The 13693-nt window shown below is 50.5% G+C and carries 16 protein-coding genes; 11 read left to right on the top strand and 5 right to left on the bottom strand.

Annotation, left to right across the window (positions count from 1 at the left end; all coding sequences use genetic code 11):
* The first annotated feature begins 18 nt into the window (after positions 1 to 18).
* The 3 genes from sodA to yiiM all read left to right on the top strand — a co-directional run bounded on the left by sodA (position 19) and on the right by yiiM (position 2705).
* Positions 19 to 639: a superoxide dismutase [Mn] gene (gene sodA, locus ACU8XX_RS23545; RefSeq protein WP_001297064.1), complete on the top strand. Its 621-nt coding sequence runs from the start codon at positions 19 to 21 to the stop codon at positions 637 to 639.
* A gap of 259 nt (positions 640 to 898) precedes the next feature.
* Positions 899 to 1882, top strand: a complete 984-nt coding sequence (gene kdgT, locus ACU8XX_RS23540) for a 2-keto-3-deoxygluconate transporter (RefSeq protein ID WP_001166063.1) — start codon at positions 899 to 901, stop codon at positions 1880 to 1882.
* 148 nt (positions 1883 to 2030) lie between these two features.
* Positions 2031 to 2705, top strand: a complete 675-nt coding sequence (gene yiiM, locus ACU8XX_RS23535; protein ID WP_001270263.1) for a 6-hydroxyaminopurine reductase — start codon at positions 2031 to 2033, stop codon at positions 2703 to 2705.
* Between the two features lie 105 nt (positions 2706 to 2810).
* Here the strand turns inward: yiiM and cpxA are convergent, their stop codons facing one another.
* Together cpxA and cpxR are read right to left on the bottom strand one after the other, a co-directional pair.
* Positions 2811 to 4184, bottom strand: coding sequence for an envelope stress sensor histidine kinase CpxA (cpxA, locus tag ACU8XX_RS23530; RefSeq protein WP_000580417.1), 1374 nt, complete (start codon positions 4182 to 4184; stop codon positions 2811 to 2813).
* Positions 4181 to 4879: an envelope stress response regulator transcription factor CpxR gene (gene cpxR / locus ACU8XX_RS23525; protein ID WP_001033722.1), complete on the bottom strand. Its 699-nt coding sequence runs from the start codon at positions 4877 to 4879 to the stop codon at positions 4181 to 4183. Before cpxR ends, cpxA begins: the two co-directional genes overlap by 4 nt.
* A 149-nt stretch (positions 4880 to 5028) precedes the next feature.
* Between cpxR and cpxP the strand changes: the two genes are divergently transcribed.
* From cpxP to cdh, 5 genes are all read left to right on the top strand, one after another.
* Positions 5029 to 5529 (top strand): cell-envelope stress modulator CpxP, encoded by a 501-nt coding sequence (cpxP, locus tag ACU8XX_RS23520; RefSeq protein WP_001223800.1) that lies wholly within the window; start codon positions 5029 to 5031, stop codon positions 5527 to 5529.
* Positions 5530 to 5677: 148 nt separating this feature from the next.
* Positions 5678 to 6580, top strand: coding sequence for a CDF family cation-efflux transporter FieF (fieF, locus tag ACU8XX_RS23515; protein WP_001076742.1), 903 nt, complete (start codon positions 5678 to 5680; stop codon positions 6578 to 6580).
* A gap of 180 nt (positions 6581 to 6760) precedes the next feature.
* The gene (gene pfkA / locus ACU8XX_RS23510) at positions 6761 to 7723 is read left to right on the top strand and encodes a 6-phosphofructokinase (protein ID WP_000591795.1); all 963 of its coding nucleotides are present in this window, start codon (positions 6761 to 6763) and stop codon (positions 7721 to 7723) included.
* A gap of 319 nt (positions 7724 to 8042) precedes the next feature.
* Positions 8043 to 9032: a sulfate/thiosulfate ABC transporter substrate-binding protein Sbp gene (gene sbp, locus ACU8XX_RS23505; protein ID WP_001045689.1), complete on the top strand. Its 990-nt coding sequence runs from the start codon at positions 8043 to 8045 to the stop codon at positions 9030 to 9032.
* A gap of 106 nt (positions 9033 to 9138) precedes the next feature.
* Positions 9139 to 9894, top strand: a complete 756-nt coding sequence (cdh, locus tag ACU8XX_RS23500) for a CDP-diacylglycerol diphosphatase (protein ID WP_240765317.1) — start codon at positions 9139 to 9141, stop codon at positions 9892 to 9894.
* 54 nt (positions 9895 to 9948) lie between these two features.
* On the opposite strand, the gene tpiA is transcribed toward cdh, so the two are convergent.
* Both tpiA and ACU8XX_RS23490 read right to left on the bottom strand, forming a co-directional pair.
* On the bottom strand, positions 9949 to 10716 hold the full coding sequence (gene tpiA / locus ACU8XX_RS23495) for a triose-phosphate isomerase (RefSeq protein ID WP_001216325.1): 768 nt from the start codon (positions 10714 to 10716) through the stop codon (positions 9949 to 9951).
* Positions 10717 to 10823: 107 nt separating this feature from the next.
* Positions 10824 to 11423, bottom strand: a complete 600-nt coding sequence (locus ACU8XX_RS23490; RefSeq protein ID WP_000802226.1) for a YiiQ family protein — start codon at positions 11421 to 11423, stop codon at positions 10824 to 10826.
* A gap of 100 nt (positions 11424 to 11523) precedes the next feature.
* Between ACU8XX_RS23490 and ACU8XX_RS23485 the strand changes: the two genes are divergently transcribed.
* From ACU8XX_RS23485 to uspD, 3 genes are all read left to right on the top strand, one after another.
* The gene (locus ACU8XX_RS23485; protein ID WP_000155273.1) at positions 11524 to 11964 is read left to right on the top strand and encodes a DUF805 domain-containing protein; all 441 of its coding nucleotides are present in this window, start codon (positions 11524 to 11526) and stop codon (positions 11962 to 11964) included.
* A 211-nt stretch (positions 11965 to 12175) separates the two neighbouring features.
* A complete protein-coding gene (locus ACU8XX_RS23480) occupies positions 12176 to 12475 on the top strand; it encodes a DUF406 domain-containing protein (protein WP_000655986.1) in 300 nt (99 codons plus the stop codon).
* A 26-nt stretch (positions 12476 to 12501) separates the two neighbouring features.
* Positions 12502 to 12930, top strand: coding sequence for a universal stress protein UspD (uspD, locus tag ACU8XX_RS23475; RefSeq protein ID WP_000323556.1), 429 nt, complete (start codon positions 12502 to 12504; stop codon positions 12928 to 12930).
* A 4-nt stretch (positions 12931 to 12934) separates the two neighbouring features.
* On the opposite strand, the gene fpr is transcribed toward uspD, so the two are convergent.
* Positions 12935 to 13681, bottom strand: a complete 747-nt coding sequence (fpr, locus tag ACU8XX_RS23470) for a ferredoxin--NADP(+) reductase (protein WP_000796332.1) — start codon at positions 13679 to 13681, stop codon at positions 12935 to 12937.
* Positions 13682 to 13693 lie beyond the last annotated feature (12 nt).

The raw sequence follows: 13693 nt of genomic DNA, 5'->3' as shown, positions 1-13693 counted from the left end.
ACAATACTGGAGATGAATATGAGCTATACCCTGCCATCCCTGCCGTATGCTTACGATGCCCTGGAACCGCACTTCGATAAGCAGACCATGGAAATCCACCACACCAAACACCATCAGACCTACGTAAACAACGCCAACGCGGCGCTGGAAAGCCTGCCAGAATTTGCCAACCTGCCGGTTGAAGAGCTGATCACCAAACTGGACCAGCTGCCAGCAGACAAGAAAACCGTACTGCGCAACAACGCTGGCGGTCACGCTAACCACAGCCTGTTCTGGAAAGGTCTGAAAAAAGGCACCACCCTGCAGGGTGACCTGAAAGCGGCTATCGAACGTGACTTCGGCTCCGTTGATAACTTCAAAGCAGAATTTGAGAAAGCGGCAGCTTCCCGCTTTGGTTCCGGCTGGGCATGGCTGGTGCTGAAAGGCGATAAACTGGCGGTGGTTTCTACTGCTAACCAGGACTCCCCGCTGATGGGTGAAGCCATTTCTGGCGCATCCGGCTTCCCGATTCTGGGCCTGGATGTGTGGGAACATGCTTACTACCTGAAATTCCAGAACCGCCGTCCGGACTACATCAAAGAGTTCTGGAACGTGGTGAACTGGGATGAAGCAGCGGCACGTTTCGCGGCGAAAAAATAATCATTTGCCGCCTGCTGCAATGAGGCGTTTACGCCGCATATCAGCTTAAAAAATGAACCATCGCCAACGGCGGTGGTTTTTTTGTGATCAATTTCAAAATAAAAACAATGATCCGATAAAAATAAAACAGTGTTTCAATTGATGTGGTTTTGATCACTTTTATTGATTAAATGAATGTCTATCTTCGTTTCCATCAACACTGATGCTCCATTGAGGAATTACGCATCAGCCCTTAAAAATATGCCGACAGGTGATGGAAATGCAGATAAAACGCTCGATTGAGAAAATCCCGGGGGGGATGATGCTCGTCCCGCTATTCCTTGGCGCACTGTGCCACACCTTCTCGCCGGGGGCGGGGAAATATTTTGGATCATTCACCAACGGGATGATTACCGGTACGGTGCCCATTCTGGCGGTGTGGTTTTTTTGCATGGGGGCGTCAATAAAATTAAGCGCGACGGGAACGGTACTGCGTAAATCCGGTACGCTGGTGGTAACAAAAATTGCCGTCGCGTGGGTGGTTGCGGCAATTGCCTCGCGCATTATTCCGGAACATGGTGTTGAAGTTGGATTCTTTGCCGGACTTTCAACGCTGGCGCTGGTGGCGGCGATGGATATGACCAACGGCGGACTTTACGCTTCCATCATGCAGCAGTACGGCACAAAAGAAGAAGCTGGGGCATTTGTGTTGATGTCATTGGAGTCCGGGCCGCTCATGACGATGATTATTCTGGGCACTGCCGGGATTGCCTCGTTTGAACCGCATGTTTTCGTCGGCGCAGTATTACCGTTCCTGGTGGGCTTTGCCCTTGGGAACCTTGACCCTGAATTACGAGAATTTTTCAGCAAAGCGGTGCAGACGCTGATTCCATTTTTTGCCTTCGCGCTGGGCAATACCATTGATTTGACTGTAATTGCCCAGACAGGTTTGCTGGGGATCCTGTTGGGTGTGGCAGTAATTATCGTGACCGGTATTCCGTTGATTATCGCCGATAAATTGATTGGCGGTGGCGATGGCACTGCCGGAATTGCCGCTTCCAGTTCCGCAGGGGCCGCGGTAGCGACACCTGTGCTGATTGCAGAAATGGTGCCTGCGTTTAAACCGATGGCTCCGGCAGCAACTTCGCTGGTAGCGACGGCGGTCATTGTGACTTCGATTCTGGTGCCAATTCTTACCTCTATCTGGTCACGTAAAGTCAAAGCCAGAGCAGCGAAAATCGAAATTTTAGGTACGGTGAAATAAACCTGCTTCCTTAATCCCCACAGCCGGATGAACTAACGTTCGTCCGGTTTGCTATTGAGTTCCTGCCTGGATACTTACCGCGAAAACAGCACGCCTGACATAAAATAAATATGGTCTAATGGGGAAATTTCTCGTGGAGAGGGAACAGATGCGATATCCGGTTGATGTATACACAGGCAAGATTCAGGCTTATCCCGAAGGCAAACCCAGCGCAATTGCCAAAATCCAGGTTGATGGTGAGTTGATGCTGACGGAGCTGGGGCTGGAAGGTGACGAGCAGGCGGAGAAAAAGGTTCACGGCGGGCCAGACAGAGCGCTGTGTCATTATCCTCGTGAGCATTATCTCTACTGGGCGCGGGAATTCCCGGAACAGGCGGAGTTGTTTGTTGCGCCTGCGTTTGGTGAAAACCTCTCAACCGACGGTCTCACGGAAAGTAATGTTTATATGGGCGATATTTTCCGCTGGGGAGAGGCATTAATTCAGGTCAGCCAGCCGCGCTCGCCTTGCTATAAACTCAATTACCATTTTGATATCAGTGACATAGCGCAGTTGATGCAAAACACGGGTAAAGTGGGGTGGTTGTATAGCGTGATAGCGCCAGGGAAAGTGTCTGCGGACGCGACGCTGGAGTTGGTTTCCCGTGTCAGCGATGTGACCGTGCAGGAGGCTGCCGCCATCGCATGGCATATGCCGTTTGATGACGATCAGTATCACCGTTTACTCTCCGCCGCCGGGTTATCGAAAAGCTGGACGCGAACGATGCAAAAGCGCCGACTGAGCGGCAAGATCGAAGATTTTTCACGGCGGTTGTGGGGAAAATAACCCCCGGAGTGTAGGCCTGATAAGACGCTATCAGCGTCGCATCAGGCATCCTGCTCAAATGCCGGATGCGGCGTAAACGCCTTATCCTGCCTACAAATGCGGAGTTTAACTCCGCTTATACAGCGGCAACCAAATCACCAGCCGTAAACCGCCCAGCGGGCTGTCTTCTGCCTTCACCCAGCCACGATGCTGCTGAATGGCGGTTTCAACAATCGCCAGCCCCAATCCTGTACCGCCAGATTCACGATCGCGTGCTTCATCGGTCCGATAGAACGGACGGAAAATCTGTTCGCGATCTTCCGGGCTAACGCCAGGACCATCGTCGTCCACCGTAATGGTGATACCGTCTTTATCTACCGCAAAGCCCACTTCAATCTTCGTATGGGAATAACGCAGAGCATTACGAACAATGTTTTCCAGCGCACTTTCCAGGGCGTTCGGATTGCCGTACAGCGGCCACGGCCCAGGCGGGAAGTTAACTGTCAACGACTTGCCCATTTGCTCGGCTTCGAACGCCGCGTTATCCAGCACTTCACTCCACAACTGGTTGGCTTTGATGGTTTCGCTAACCAGCGCGTTTTTTTGCTGATTACGTGACATCACCAACAGATCGTTGATCATGCTGTCCAGACGTTGCGCTTCGGTTTCAATACGCTCCAGTTCCTTGCTTTCACCGCTACGACGGCGCAGTAACGCCGTACCCAGTTGCAGACGCGTCAGCGGGGTGCGCAGCTCGTGAGAGATATCAGAAAGCAGACGCTGCTGAGAGGTCATCATGCGCTCCAGCGCGGTGACCATCTGGTTAAAACTGGCACCTGCGGCAAGGAATTCCTGTGGCCCCGCTTCCAGTTCCGGGTGCTGGCGTAAGTTTCCCTGGGCAACTTCATCGGCAGCGTTTTTCAGCTTACGCGCCGGTTTTGCCAGACTCCAGGCCAACCACAACAGCAGCGGCGTACTGACCAACATGGTGACAATCAGCAGTAATAGCGGGCGGTCAAACAGTAAGTTAATGAAATCGGATTGAGAACTGCTGGCCGGACGAATCAGATAAAGTTGGTAATTATCTTCGCCATCACGCACGGAGAACGGACCGACCAGTTCCACGCGGCCATACTTTTTCTTCTGCGGATGATCGGCGTTATCGGCCTGACCAATAAAGTTACGAATGATCTGCATTTCGCTGCGTTCAGCGCCGATCACGCGGCCTTCGGTGGTCACCAATAACAAACGCTGTCCTGGCGGTGCCCACTTATCAATCGCCCGGAACAGACGCCGCCACCACATTAAATCGTTGGGCGGATCGTTCGCCAGCTCCGCTTCGACATGCTGCTCAATCATCAGCCCCTGACGCTGTTCGCTATCCAGAAGCTCGGTCATCTGGCGTGAATCGAGCTTGGGTAACATCAAAACCAACATCAACACCAGCGCCAGCGTCAGCCAGAAGATGGCGAAGATGCGCGCGGTTAAGCTGCCTATCATGAAGCAGAAACCATCAGATAGCCGCGACCACGCAAGGTTTTAAACCACGGGTGACCATCTTTACGATCCGGCAGTTTACGACGCAGGTTGGAAATGTGCATATCAATAGCGCGGTCGAAAGGCGTCAGGCGTTTGCCCAACACTTCCTGGCTTAAATGTTCACGGGAAACCACCTGACCCAGATGCTGTGCCAGCAAATAGAGCAGGGTAAACTCAGTACCGGTTAACTCCAGCGTTTGCCCGTCGAAGCTGGCTTCCTGACGGCCTGGATTCAGCACTAAGGCATCAACTTCCAGTGTCGGTGAACCGTTGTCGTTGTTTTGCTGTTGCTCGCTCCAGTGCGAACGGCGCAGGATCGCGCGAATACGTGCCACCAGCTCACGATCATTAAACGGTTTCGGGAGATAGTCATCTGCGCCCAGCTCAAGGCCGAGAACGCGATCAAGTTCACTGCCGCGCGCCGTCAACATAATGACAGGCGTCTGGTGTGTCTGGCGAAGTGCTTTTAATGTGTCGATACCATTTTTCTTCGGCATCATTACGTCAAGCAAAAGTAAATCAATGCTGTCGTCCAGAAGATCAAGCGCCTGTTCCCCATCGTGGGCAACAATCACGTTGAAGCCTTCCATCTCGAGCAGCTCCTTTAATAGGGAAGTCAGCTCTCGGTCATCATCAACTAACAGGATTTTATTCATTGTTTAAATACCTCCGAGGCAGAAATTACGTCATCAGACGTCGCTAATCCATGACTTTACGTTGTTTTACACCCCCTGACGCATGTTTGCAGCCTGAATCGTAAACTCTCTATCGTTGAATCGCGACAGAAAGATTTTGGGAGCAAATGATGCGCATAGTTACCGCTGCCGTCATGGCCTCAACGCTGGCAGTCAGTTCATTAAGCCACGCTGCTGAAGTCGGTTCAGGCGATAACTGGCATCCGGGTGAAGAACTTACGCAGCGCAGTACGCAGAGCCATATGTTCGACGGCATAAGTTTAACCGAACATCAGCGTCAGCAGATGCGAGATCTTATGCAACAGGCCCGGCACGAACAGCCTCCTGTTAATGTTAGCGAACTGGAGACAATGCATCGCCTTGTCACCGCAGAAAATTTTGATGAAAACGCTGTGCGCGCACAGGCAGAAAAAATGGCGAATGAGCAAATTGCTCGTCAGGTTGAGATGGCAAAAGTCCGCAACCAAATGTATCGCCTGTTAACGCCGGAGCAGCAAGCGGTTTTAAACGAGAAACATCAACAACGAATGGAGCAGTTGCGTGACGTGACGCAATGGCAAAAAAGTTCATCGTTGAAGCTATTGAGTAGTAGCAACTCACGTTCCCAGTAGTAAACCCTGTTTTCCTTGCCATAGACACCATCCCTGTCTTCCCCCACATGATGTGGGGGTTTTTTTTATCCTCAATTTGCCTGCTGCTTAATGCATTGCAGATGATTTGCTTCCATTATACTAGCGTCAGTTGATAGCGGGAGTATTTATGAATCAATCTTATGGACGGCTGGTCAGTCGGGCGGCGATTGCTGCGACGGCGATGGCTTCGCTGCTATTGCTGATTAAAATTTTTGCATGGTGGTATACCGGGTCGGTGAGTATTCTCGCCGCGCTGGTGGATTCGCTGGTGGATATCGGCGCGTCGTTGACGAATTTATTGGTGGTGCGATATTCCCTGCAACCTGCCGACGATAATCACTCGTTTGGTCACGGTAAAGCTGAGTCCCTCGCGGCGCTGGCGCAAAGTATGTTTATCTCCGGTTCGGCACTATTCCTGTTTTTGACGGGTATTCAACATCTGATATCTCCAACACCGATGACAGATCCAGGCGTCGGGGTTATCGTGACAATTGTGGCGCTAATTTGTACGATTATCCTTGTCTCGTTTCAGCGTTGGGTGGTGCGGCGGACGCAAAGCCAGGCGGTGCGGGCTGATATGCTACATTACCAGTCTGATGTTATGATGAACGGCGCAATTCTGCTGGCGCTGGGGTTGTCCTGGTACGGCTGGCATCGCGCCGATGCTCTGTTTGCATTGGGAATCGGCATCTATATTTTATATAGCGCGTTACGCATGGGATATGAGGCGGTACAGTCATTACTGGATCGCGCATTGCCTGATGAGGAACGGCAAGAAATTATTGATATCGTGACTTCCTGGCCGGGTGTTAGCGGCGCTCACGATCTTCGCACGCGGCAGTCAGGGCCGACCCGCTTTATTCAGATTCATTTGGAAATGGAAGACTCTCTGCCTTTGGTTCAGGCACATATGGTGGCGGATCAGGTAGAGCAGGCTATTTTACGGCGTTTTCCGGGATCGGATGTAATTATCCATCAGGACCCCTGTTCCGTCGTACCCAGGGAGGGTAAACGGTCTATGCTTTCATAATCAGTATAAAAGAGAGCCAGACCCGCATTTTGTGTATAAAATACCGCCATTTGGCCTGACCTGAATCAATTCAGCAGGAAGTGATTGTTATACTATTTGCACATTCGTTGGATCACTTCGATGTGCAAGAAGACTTCCGGCAACAGATTTCATTTTGCATTCCAAAGTTCAGAGGTAGTCATGATTAAGAAAATCGGTGTGTTGACAAGCGGCGGTGATGCGCCAGGCATGAACGCCGCAATTCGCGGGGTTGTTCGTTCTGCGCTGACAGAAGGTCTGGAAGTAATGGGTATTTATGACGGCTATCTGGGTCTGTATGAAGACCGTATGGTACAGCTAGACCGTTACAGCGTGTCTGACATGATCAACCGTGGCGGTACGTTCCTCGGTTCTGCGCGTTTCCCGGAATTCCGCGACGAGAACATCCGCGCCGTGGCTATCGAAAACCTGAAAAAACGTGGTATCGACGCGCTGGTGGTTATCGGCGGTGACGGTTCCTACATGGGTGCAATGCGTCTGACCGAAATGGGCTTCCCGTGCATCGGTCTGCCGGGCACTATCGACAACGACATCAAAGGCACTGACTACACTATCGGTTTCTTCACTGCGCTGAGCACCGTTGTAGAAGCGATCGACCGTCTGCGTGACACCTCTTCTTCTCACCAGCGTATTTCCGTGGTGGAAGTGATGGGCCGTTATTGTGGAGATCTGACGTTGGCTGCGGCCATTGCCGGTGGCTGTGAATTCGTTGTGGTTCCGGAAGTTGAATTCAGCCGTGAAGACCTGGTAAACGAAATCAAAGCGGGTATCGCGAAAGGTAAAAAACACGCGATCGTGGCGATTACCGAACATATGTGTGATGTTGACGAACTGGCGCATTTCATCGAGAAAGAAACCGGTCGTGAAACCCGCGCAACTGTGCTGGGCCACATCCAGCGCGGTGGTTCTCCGGTGCCTTACGACCGTATTCTGGCTTCCCGTATGGGCGCTTACGCTATCGATCTGCTGCTGGCAGGTTACGGCGGTCGTTGCGTAGGTATCCAGAACGAACAGTTGGTTCACCACGACATCATCGACGCTATCGAAAACATGAAGCGTCCGTTCAAAGGCGACTGGCTGGACTGCGCGAAAAAACTGTATTAATGATTTCGGAAAAAGGCAGATTCCTTTAGCCTGAAACCGATGACAGAAGCAAAAAGGCCTGATGCGCTTCGCTTATCAGGTCTACATGAATTCTGTAATCTATTGAATTTGCAAACTTTTGTAGGCCGGATAAGGCGTTCGCGCCGCATCCGGCATGGACAAAGCGCACTTTGTCAGCAATATGAGGCGGATTTCTTCCGCCTTTTTAATCCCCCAACATATACCCGCAAGTTATAGCCAGTCTTTTTTTATTCTTTAATGTTTGGTTAACCTTCTGGCACGCTTTGCTCATCACAACACAACATAAGAGAGTCGGGCGATGAACAAGTGGGGCGTAGGGTTAACATTTTTGCTGGCGGCAACCAGCGTTATGGCAAAGGATATTCAGCTTCTTAACGTTTCATATGATCCAACGCGCGAATTGTACGAACAGTACAACAAGGCATTCAGCGCCCACTGGAAACAGCAAACTGGTGATAACGTGGTGATTCGTCAGTCACACGGTGGCTCAGGTAAACAAGCGACGTCGGTAATCAACGGTATTGAAGCTGATGTTGTCACGCTGGCTCTGGCCTATGACGTAGACGCAATTGCGGAACGCGGGCGGATTGATAAAGAGTGGATCAAACGTCTGCCGGATAACTCCGCACCGTACACTTCCACCATTGTTTTCCTGGTACGTAAGGGAAATCCGAAGCAGATCCATGACTGGAACGATCTGATTAAACCGGGTGTTTCGGTGATCACGCCTAATCCGAAAAGCTCTGGTGGCGCGCGCTGGAACTACCTGGCAGCCTGGGGCTACGCGCTGCATCACAACAACAACGATCAGGCAAAAGCACAGGATTTTGTTCGGGCACTGTATAAAAACGTCGAAGTTCTGGATTCTGGCGCGCGTGGCTCCACTAACACTTTTGTCGAGCGCGGAATTGGCGATGTACTGATTGCCTGGGAAAACGAAGCTCTGCTGGCAGCGAATGAACTGGGGAAAGATAAATTCGAAATCGTCACGCCGAGTGAGTCTATCCTCGCAGAGCCAACCGTGTCGGTGGTCGATAAAGTGGTCGAGAAAAAAGGTACTAAAGAGGTGGCGGAAGCCTACCTGAAATATCTCTACTCGCCAGAAGGTCAGGAAATTGCCGCGAAAAACTACTACCGTCCGCGCGACGCTGAGGTGGCGAAAAAGTACGAAAATGCGTTTCCAAAGCTGAAGTTATTCACCATTGATGAAGAGTTCGGCGGCTGGACGAAAGCGCAAAAAGAGCATTTTGCTAACGGCGGTACGTTCGATCAGATCAGCAAACGCTGATTTCCCCAGGATAATTATCAAACCCGGTGGTTTCTCGCGACCGGGTTTTTTATTTGTCACGATTTTGCGTTACCCTTGCATCTCTTTGAGGTACAGGGAAAAAAAGATGAAAAAAGCGGGTCTTCTTTTTTTGGTGATGATAGTTATCGCCGTTGTGGCTGCCGGTATTGGTTACTGGAAATTAACCGGTGAAGAGTCGGATACATTACGTAAGATTGTCCTTGAGGAATGTTTGCCCAATCAGCAGCAAAATCAAAATCCTTCGCCATGTGCGGAAGTCAAACCCAATGCCGGATACGTGGTTTTAAAAGATCTTAATGGCCCACTGCAATATCTGTTGATGCCAACGTATCGTATTAACGGTACTGAAAGTCCTTTGTTGACCGATCCTTCAACGCCGAACTTCTTTTGGTTGGCTTGGCAGGCGCGTGATTTTATGAGCAAAAAATACGGCCAGCCGGTTCCCGATCGCGCGGTTTCTTTGGCGATCAACTCCCGCACCGGGCGTACGCAAAACCATTTTCATATTCATATCTCTTGTATTCGTCCTGATGTGCGCGAACAGCTGGATAACAATCTGGCGAACATCAGCAGCCGCTGGTTGCCACTGCCAGGTGGTTTGCGCGGGCATGAATACCTGGCGCGTCGGGTAACGGAAAGCGAACTGGTACAACGCAGCCCATTTATGATGCTGGCGGAAGAAGTGCCTGAGGCGCGGGAACATATGGGAAGCTACGGGCTGGCGATGGTACGGCAGAGTGATAACTCATTTGTATTGCTGGCGACACAACGAAATCTACTGACGCTTAACCATGCTTCAGCCGAGGAAATTCAGGATCATCAGTGTGAGATTTTGCGTTAAGGCGAAGAGTTAAGGAAAGTAAGTGCCGGATATGAAATCCGGCACCTGTCAGACTTAAGCCTGTTTAGCCGCTTCTGCAGCTTTAACGATTACTGCGAAAGCGTCAGCTTTCAGAGACGCACCGCCAACCAGCGCGCCGTCGATGTCTGGCTGAGCAAACAGTTCTGCAGCGTTAGACGCGTTTACAGAGCCGCCGTACTGAATGATCACTTGTTCAGCGATGTTAGCGTCAACTTTAGCGATGTGGTCACGGATGAATTTGTGAACAGCCTGTGCCTGAGCCGGAGTTGCAGATTTGCCAGTACCGATTGCCCATACGGGTTCGTAAGCGATAACCGCACCTTCGAATGCCGCAGCACCCTGAGTTTTCAGTACCGCGTCGATCTGACGTGCGCAAACTTCTTCAGTTTTGCCCGCTTCGTTTTCAGCTTCGGTTTCACCGATGCACAGAACCGGAGTCAGGCCCTGCTCTTTCAGCACCGCGAATTTTTTCGCGATCAGTTCGTCAGATTCTTTGTGGTAAGTACGACGTTCAGAGTGACCGATGATGATGTACTGTGCGCCGATGTCTTTCAGCATAGCGGCAGAAGTTTCACCGGTGAATGCGCCGGACAGGTTCAGGTCCACGTTTTGCGCACCCAGCATGATGTGGCTGCCTTCAGCTTCGCGCTTCGCCATATCGATGTACATTTCCGGTGGTGCGATTGCAACCGCACAGCCAGCAACACCTGCCAGCTCTTTACGCAGGTTAGAAACCAGCTCGTGAACCATGTGGCGGCTGCCGTTCAGTTTCCAGTTACCCATCACTAAAGGATGTCGCATTTTAATTCTCCACGCTTATAAGCGAATAAAGGAAGATGGCCGCCCCGCAGGGCAGCAGGTCTGTGAAACAGTATAGAGATTCATCGGCACAAAGGCTTTGCTTTTTGTCATTTATTCAAACCTTCAAGCGATTCAGATAGCGCCAGCTTAATCGGTTCAACAGCGAAGGTCAGCCCCTTTTCGCCGTTGTCCGCGACAACATAACGCAGTGCACCTTCTGTCTCGGTGTAATAACGTTTGTTTTTCCCCGCCGTTAGTAGCGACTGCAGTTTTTTCTGGCTTTGTGTTTTGGTCATTAATGGGGTGAGTGTGCGGATCACTGCTGCCATGTATTCCTGAGCTTTCGCTTTCGCTGCTTTTTGCTCTGGCCCCTGGATGGGTAGCCAGGTCATTTGAATGCTTTTGATTTTTAAGGTACCGCGCTCCAGCGCTGTAGAAGCATACAAGTTCTCGTTAATTTTACTTGCAGCACGAGTGAGATTGGCTTTGTCGGGACTGCTGTCGATGGCACGAAATTCGTTCAGTGGCAGGCTGGGATTCTGGCTGTTAAAGTCTTCTCGAAACTGGCTGATGGAGAGATCGAAAGTAGGGGCTCCAGCCAGCAGATAAGGCGCGGTCGTTGCCGTATCTGGTGTTTGTGCATGCGCCGTTGTTGTAACGGTTAATGCAGAACATAAGAGAAAAAACAGCGTACACCCTGGCTTCATTGACAGTACCTTTTGTTATGACTGGCTCCGATTAAAACGATATCTGTCGCCCTTGTCAAAAGGGTAGAATCCTGGAAAAGACAACCATCAAGGAACTTACATGACCATACAGCAATGGTTATTCTCATTTAAAGGGCGTATTGGACGCCGTGATTTCTGGATTTGGATAGGCCTGTGGTTAGCAGGCATGCTGGTGCTTTTCTCACTGGCGGGTAAAAATTTACTCGATATTCAGACCGCGGCGTTTTGCCTGGTGTGCTTGCTTTGGCCAACAGCGGCAGTAACCGTTAAGCGCTTGCATGATCGCGGGCGTTCCGGCGCATGGGCATTTTTGATGATTGTGGCGTGGATGCTGCTGGCGGGTAACTGGGCGATTTTACCGGGTGTCTGGCAATGGGCGGTGGGGCGTTTTGTCCCGACGTTGATTTTGGTGATGATGCTTATCGATCTTGGTGCGTTTGTTGGCACACAAGGCGAAAATAAATATGGTAAAGATACCCAGGATGTGAAGTATAAAGCCGACAATAAATCAAGTAATTAACCTTTAATATATCTCTTACTGCTATTTTTTTCCGGGATTGTTATTTCCACGATGCAAATGACAATACCCGGAAAATCCTTCTGAACTCTTCACCTTAAGCAATATCAAAAAAAATGGTAATCCATAAGATCATTACTTGTTTGTTCTTCCCTTAACGGCGCATTATTCTTAAGTCGTAATCGACAGAGAGGCGAATATACAGAGGTGCCCTATGAAAGATGTCGTAGATAAATGCAGTACTAAAGGATGTGCGATTGATATCGGTACGGTGATTGATAACGACAACTGTACCAGTAAGTTTTCGCGCTTTTTTGCCACCCGCGAAGAAGCAGAGTCTTTTATGACCAAACTGAAAGAGCTTGCCGCCGCTGCATCCTCTGCAGATGAAGGGGCCAGCGTGGCCTATAAGATTAAGGATCTGGAGGGGCAAGTTGAGCTTGATGCGGCCTTCACTTTCTCATGCCAGGCCGAGATGATTATTTTTGAGTTATCACTGCGTTCGTTAGCTTGATGGAGTTGCTTTAGAAGGAGTTAAACATGGCTTATAAACACATTGGCGTGGCAATTTCCGGGAATGAAGAAGATGCCTTACTGGTGAATAAAGCCCTGGAGCTCGCCAGACATAATGACGCTCACCTGACGTTAATTCATATTGATGATGGCTTAAGCGAGTTGTATCCGGGTATCTACTTCCCTGCAACAGAAGATATTCTTCAATTGTTGAAGAATAAGTCGGATAACAAGCTGTATAAACTGACGAAAAATATTCAATGGCCGAAGACAAAACTGCGTATTGAACGCGGAGAAATGCCGGAAACACTGCTGGAAATTATGCAAAAAGAGCAGTGCGACCTCCTTGTCTGTGGTCATCATCACTCATTTATCAACCGTTTGATGCCGGCATATCGCGGGATGATCAATAAGATGAGTGCGGATTTGCTCATCGTGCCGTTTATCGATAAGTAACCGCTTACCAGTAATGCTCCGCTGTCATATGGCCCGGTCGGCGACGTAAATGTTTCGTCATCTGCCGGGTCTCTTTCAGCAACTGTTGTGTATCGCGCACCATCTGTGGATTGCCGCACAGCATCACATGGCTGGTTTCTTTATTCATCGGCAGGCCAATCGTGCTTTCCAGTTCCCCACTTTCAATTAATGCCGGTATCCGTCCGGTGAGCGACCCCGCTGCCGTTTCCCGACTGACCACCGTCTGAATGCGCAGTTTTCCTTCGTAGCGTTTTTCCAGTTCCTGCATCAGTGGCAAATAGCTTAAGTCGGCGGCATAACGTGCGGCGTGCACCAGGACCAGATTTTTGAAGCGATCTAAATCTTTACCTAGTTGCAGAATCGATAAATAAGGGCCAATCGCTGTACCGGTTGCCAGCATCCATAGCGTTTCGCAGTGCGGCACTTCATCGAGCACAAAGAATCCTGCCGCTTCGCTAACCACCTGCACTTCATCGCCTGGTTTCAGTGCCGCCAGTCGTGGGCTTAATTTGCCATCGGGGACGGTGACCAGGTAAAACTCCAGATCGGGATTATCGGGCGAGTTTACATAGGAGTAGGCGCGCTGGACGCGTTCGCCGTCGATTTCAAGGCCAAGCTTGGTAAATTGCCCGGCGGTAAACGGAAGCACGGGGGCGTGAACGGTGAGACTAAACAGGGCGTCGGTCCAGTTCTGCACTTTAGTGACTTTGCCTGTTACCCAATCAGCCATGTTTTTCTCCTG

The organism is Escherichia sp. MAL-1 (genome assembly GCF_052948035.1).
Note: the sequence above shows the minus strand (reverse complement) of the source record. Positions and strands in the feature narration are given on the sequence as shown.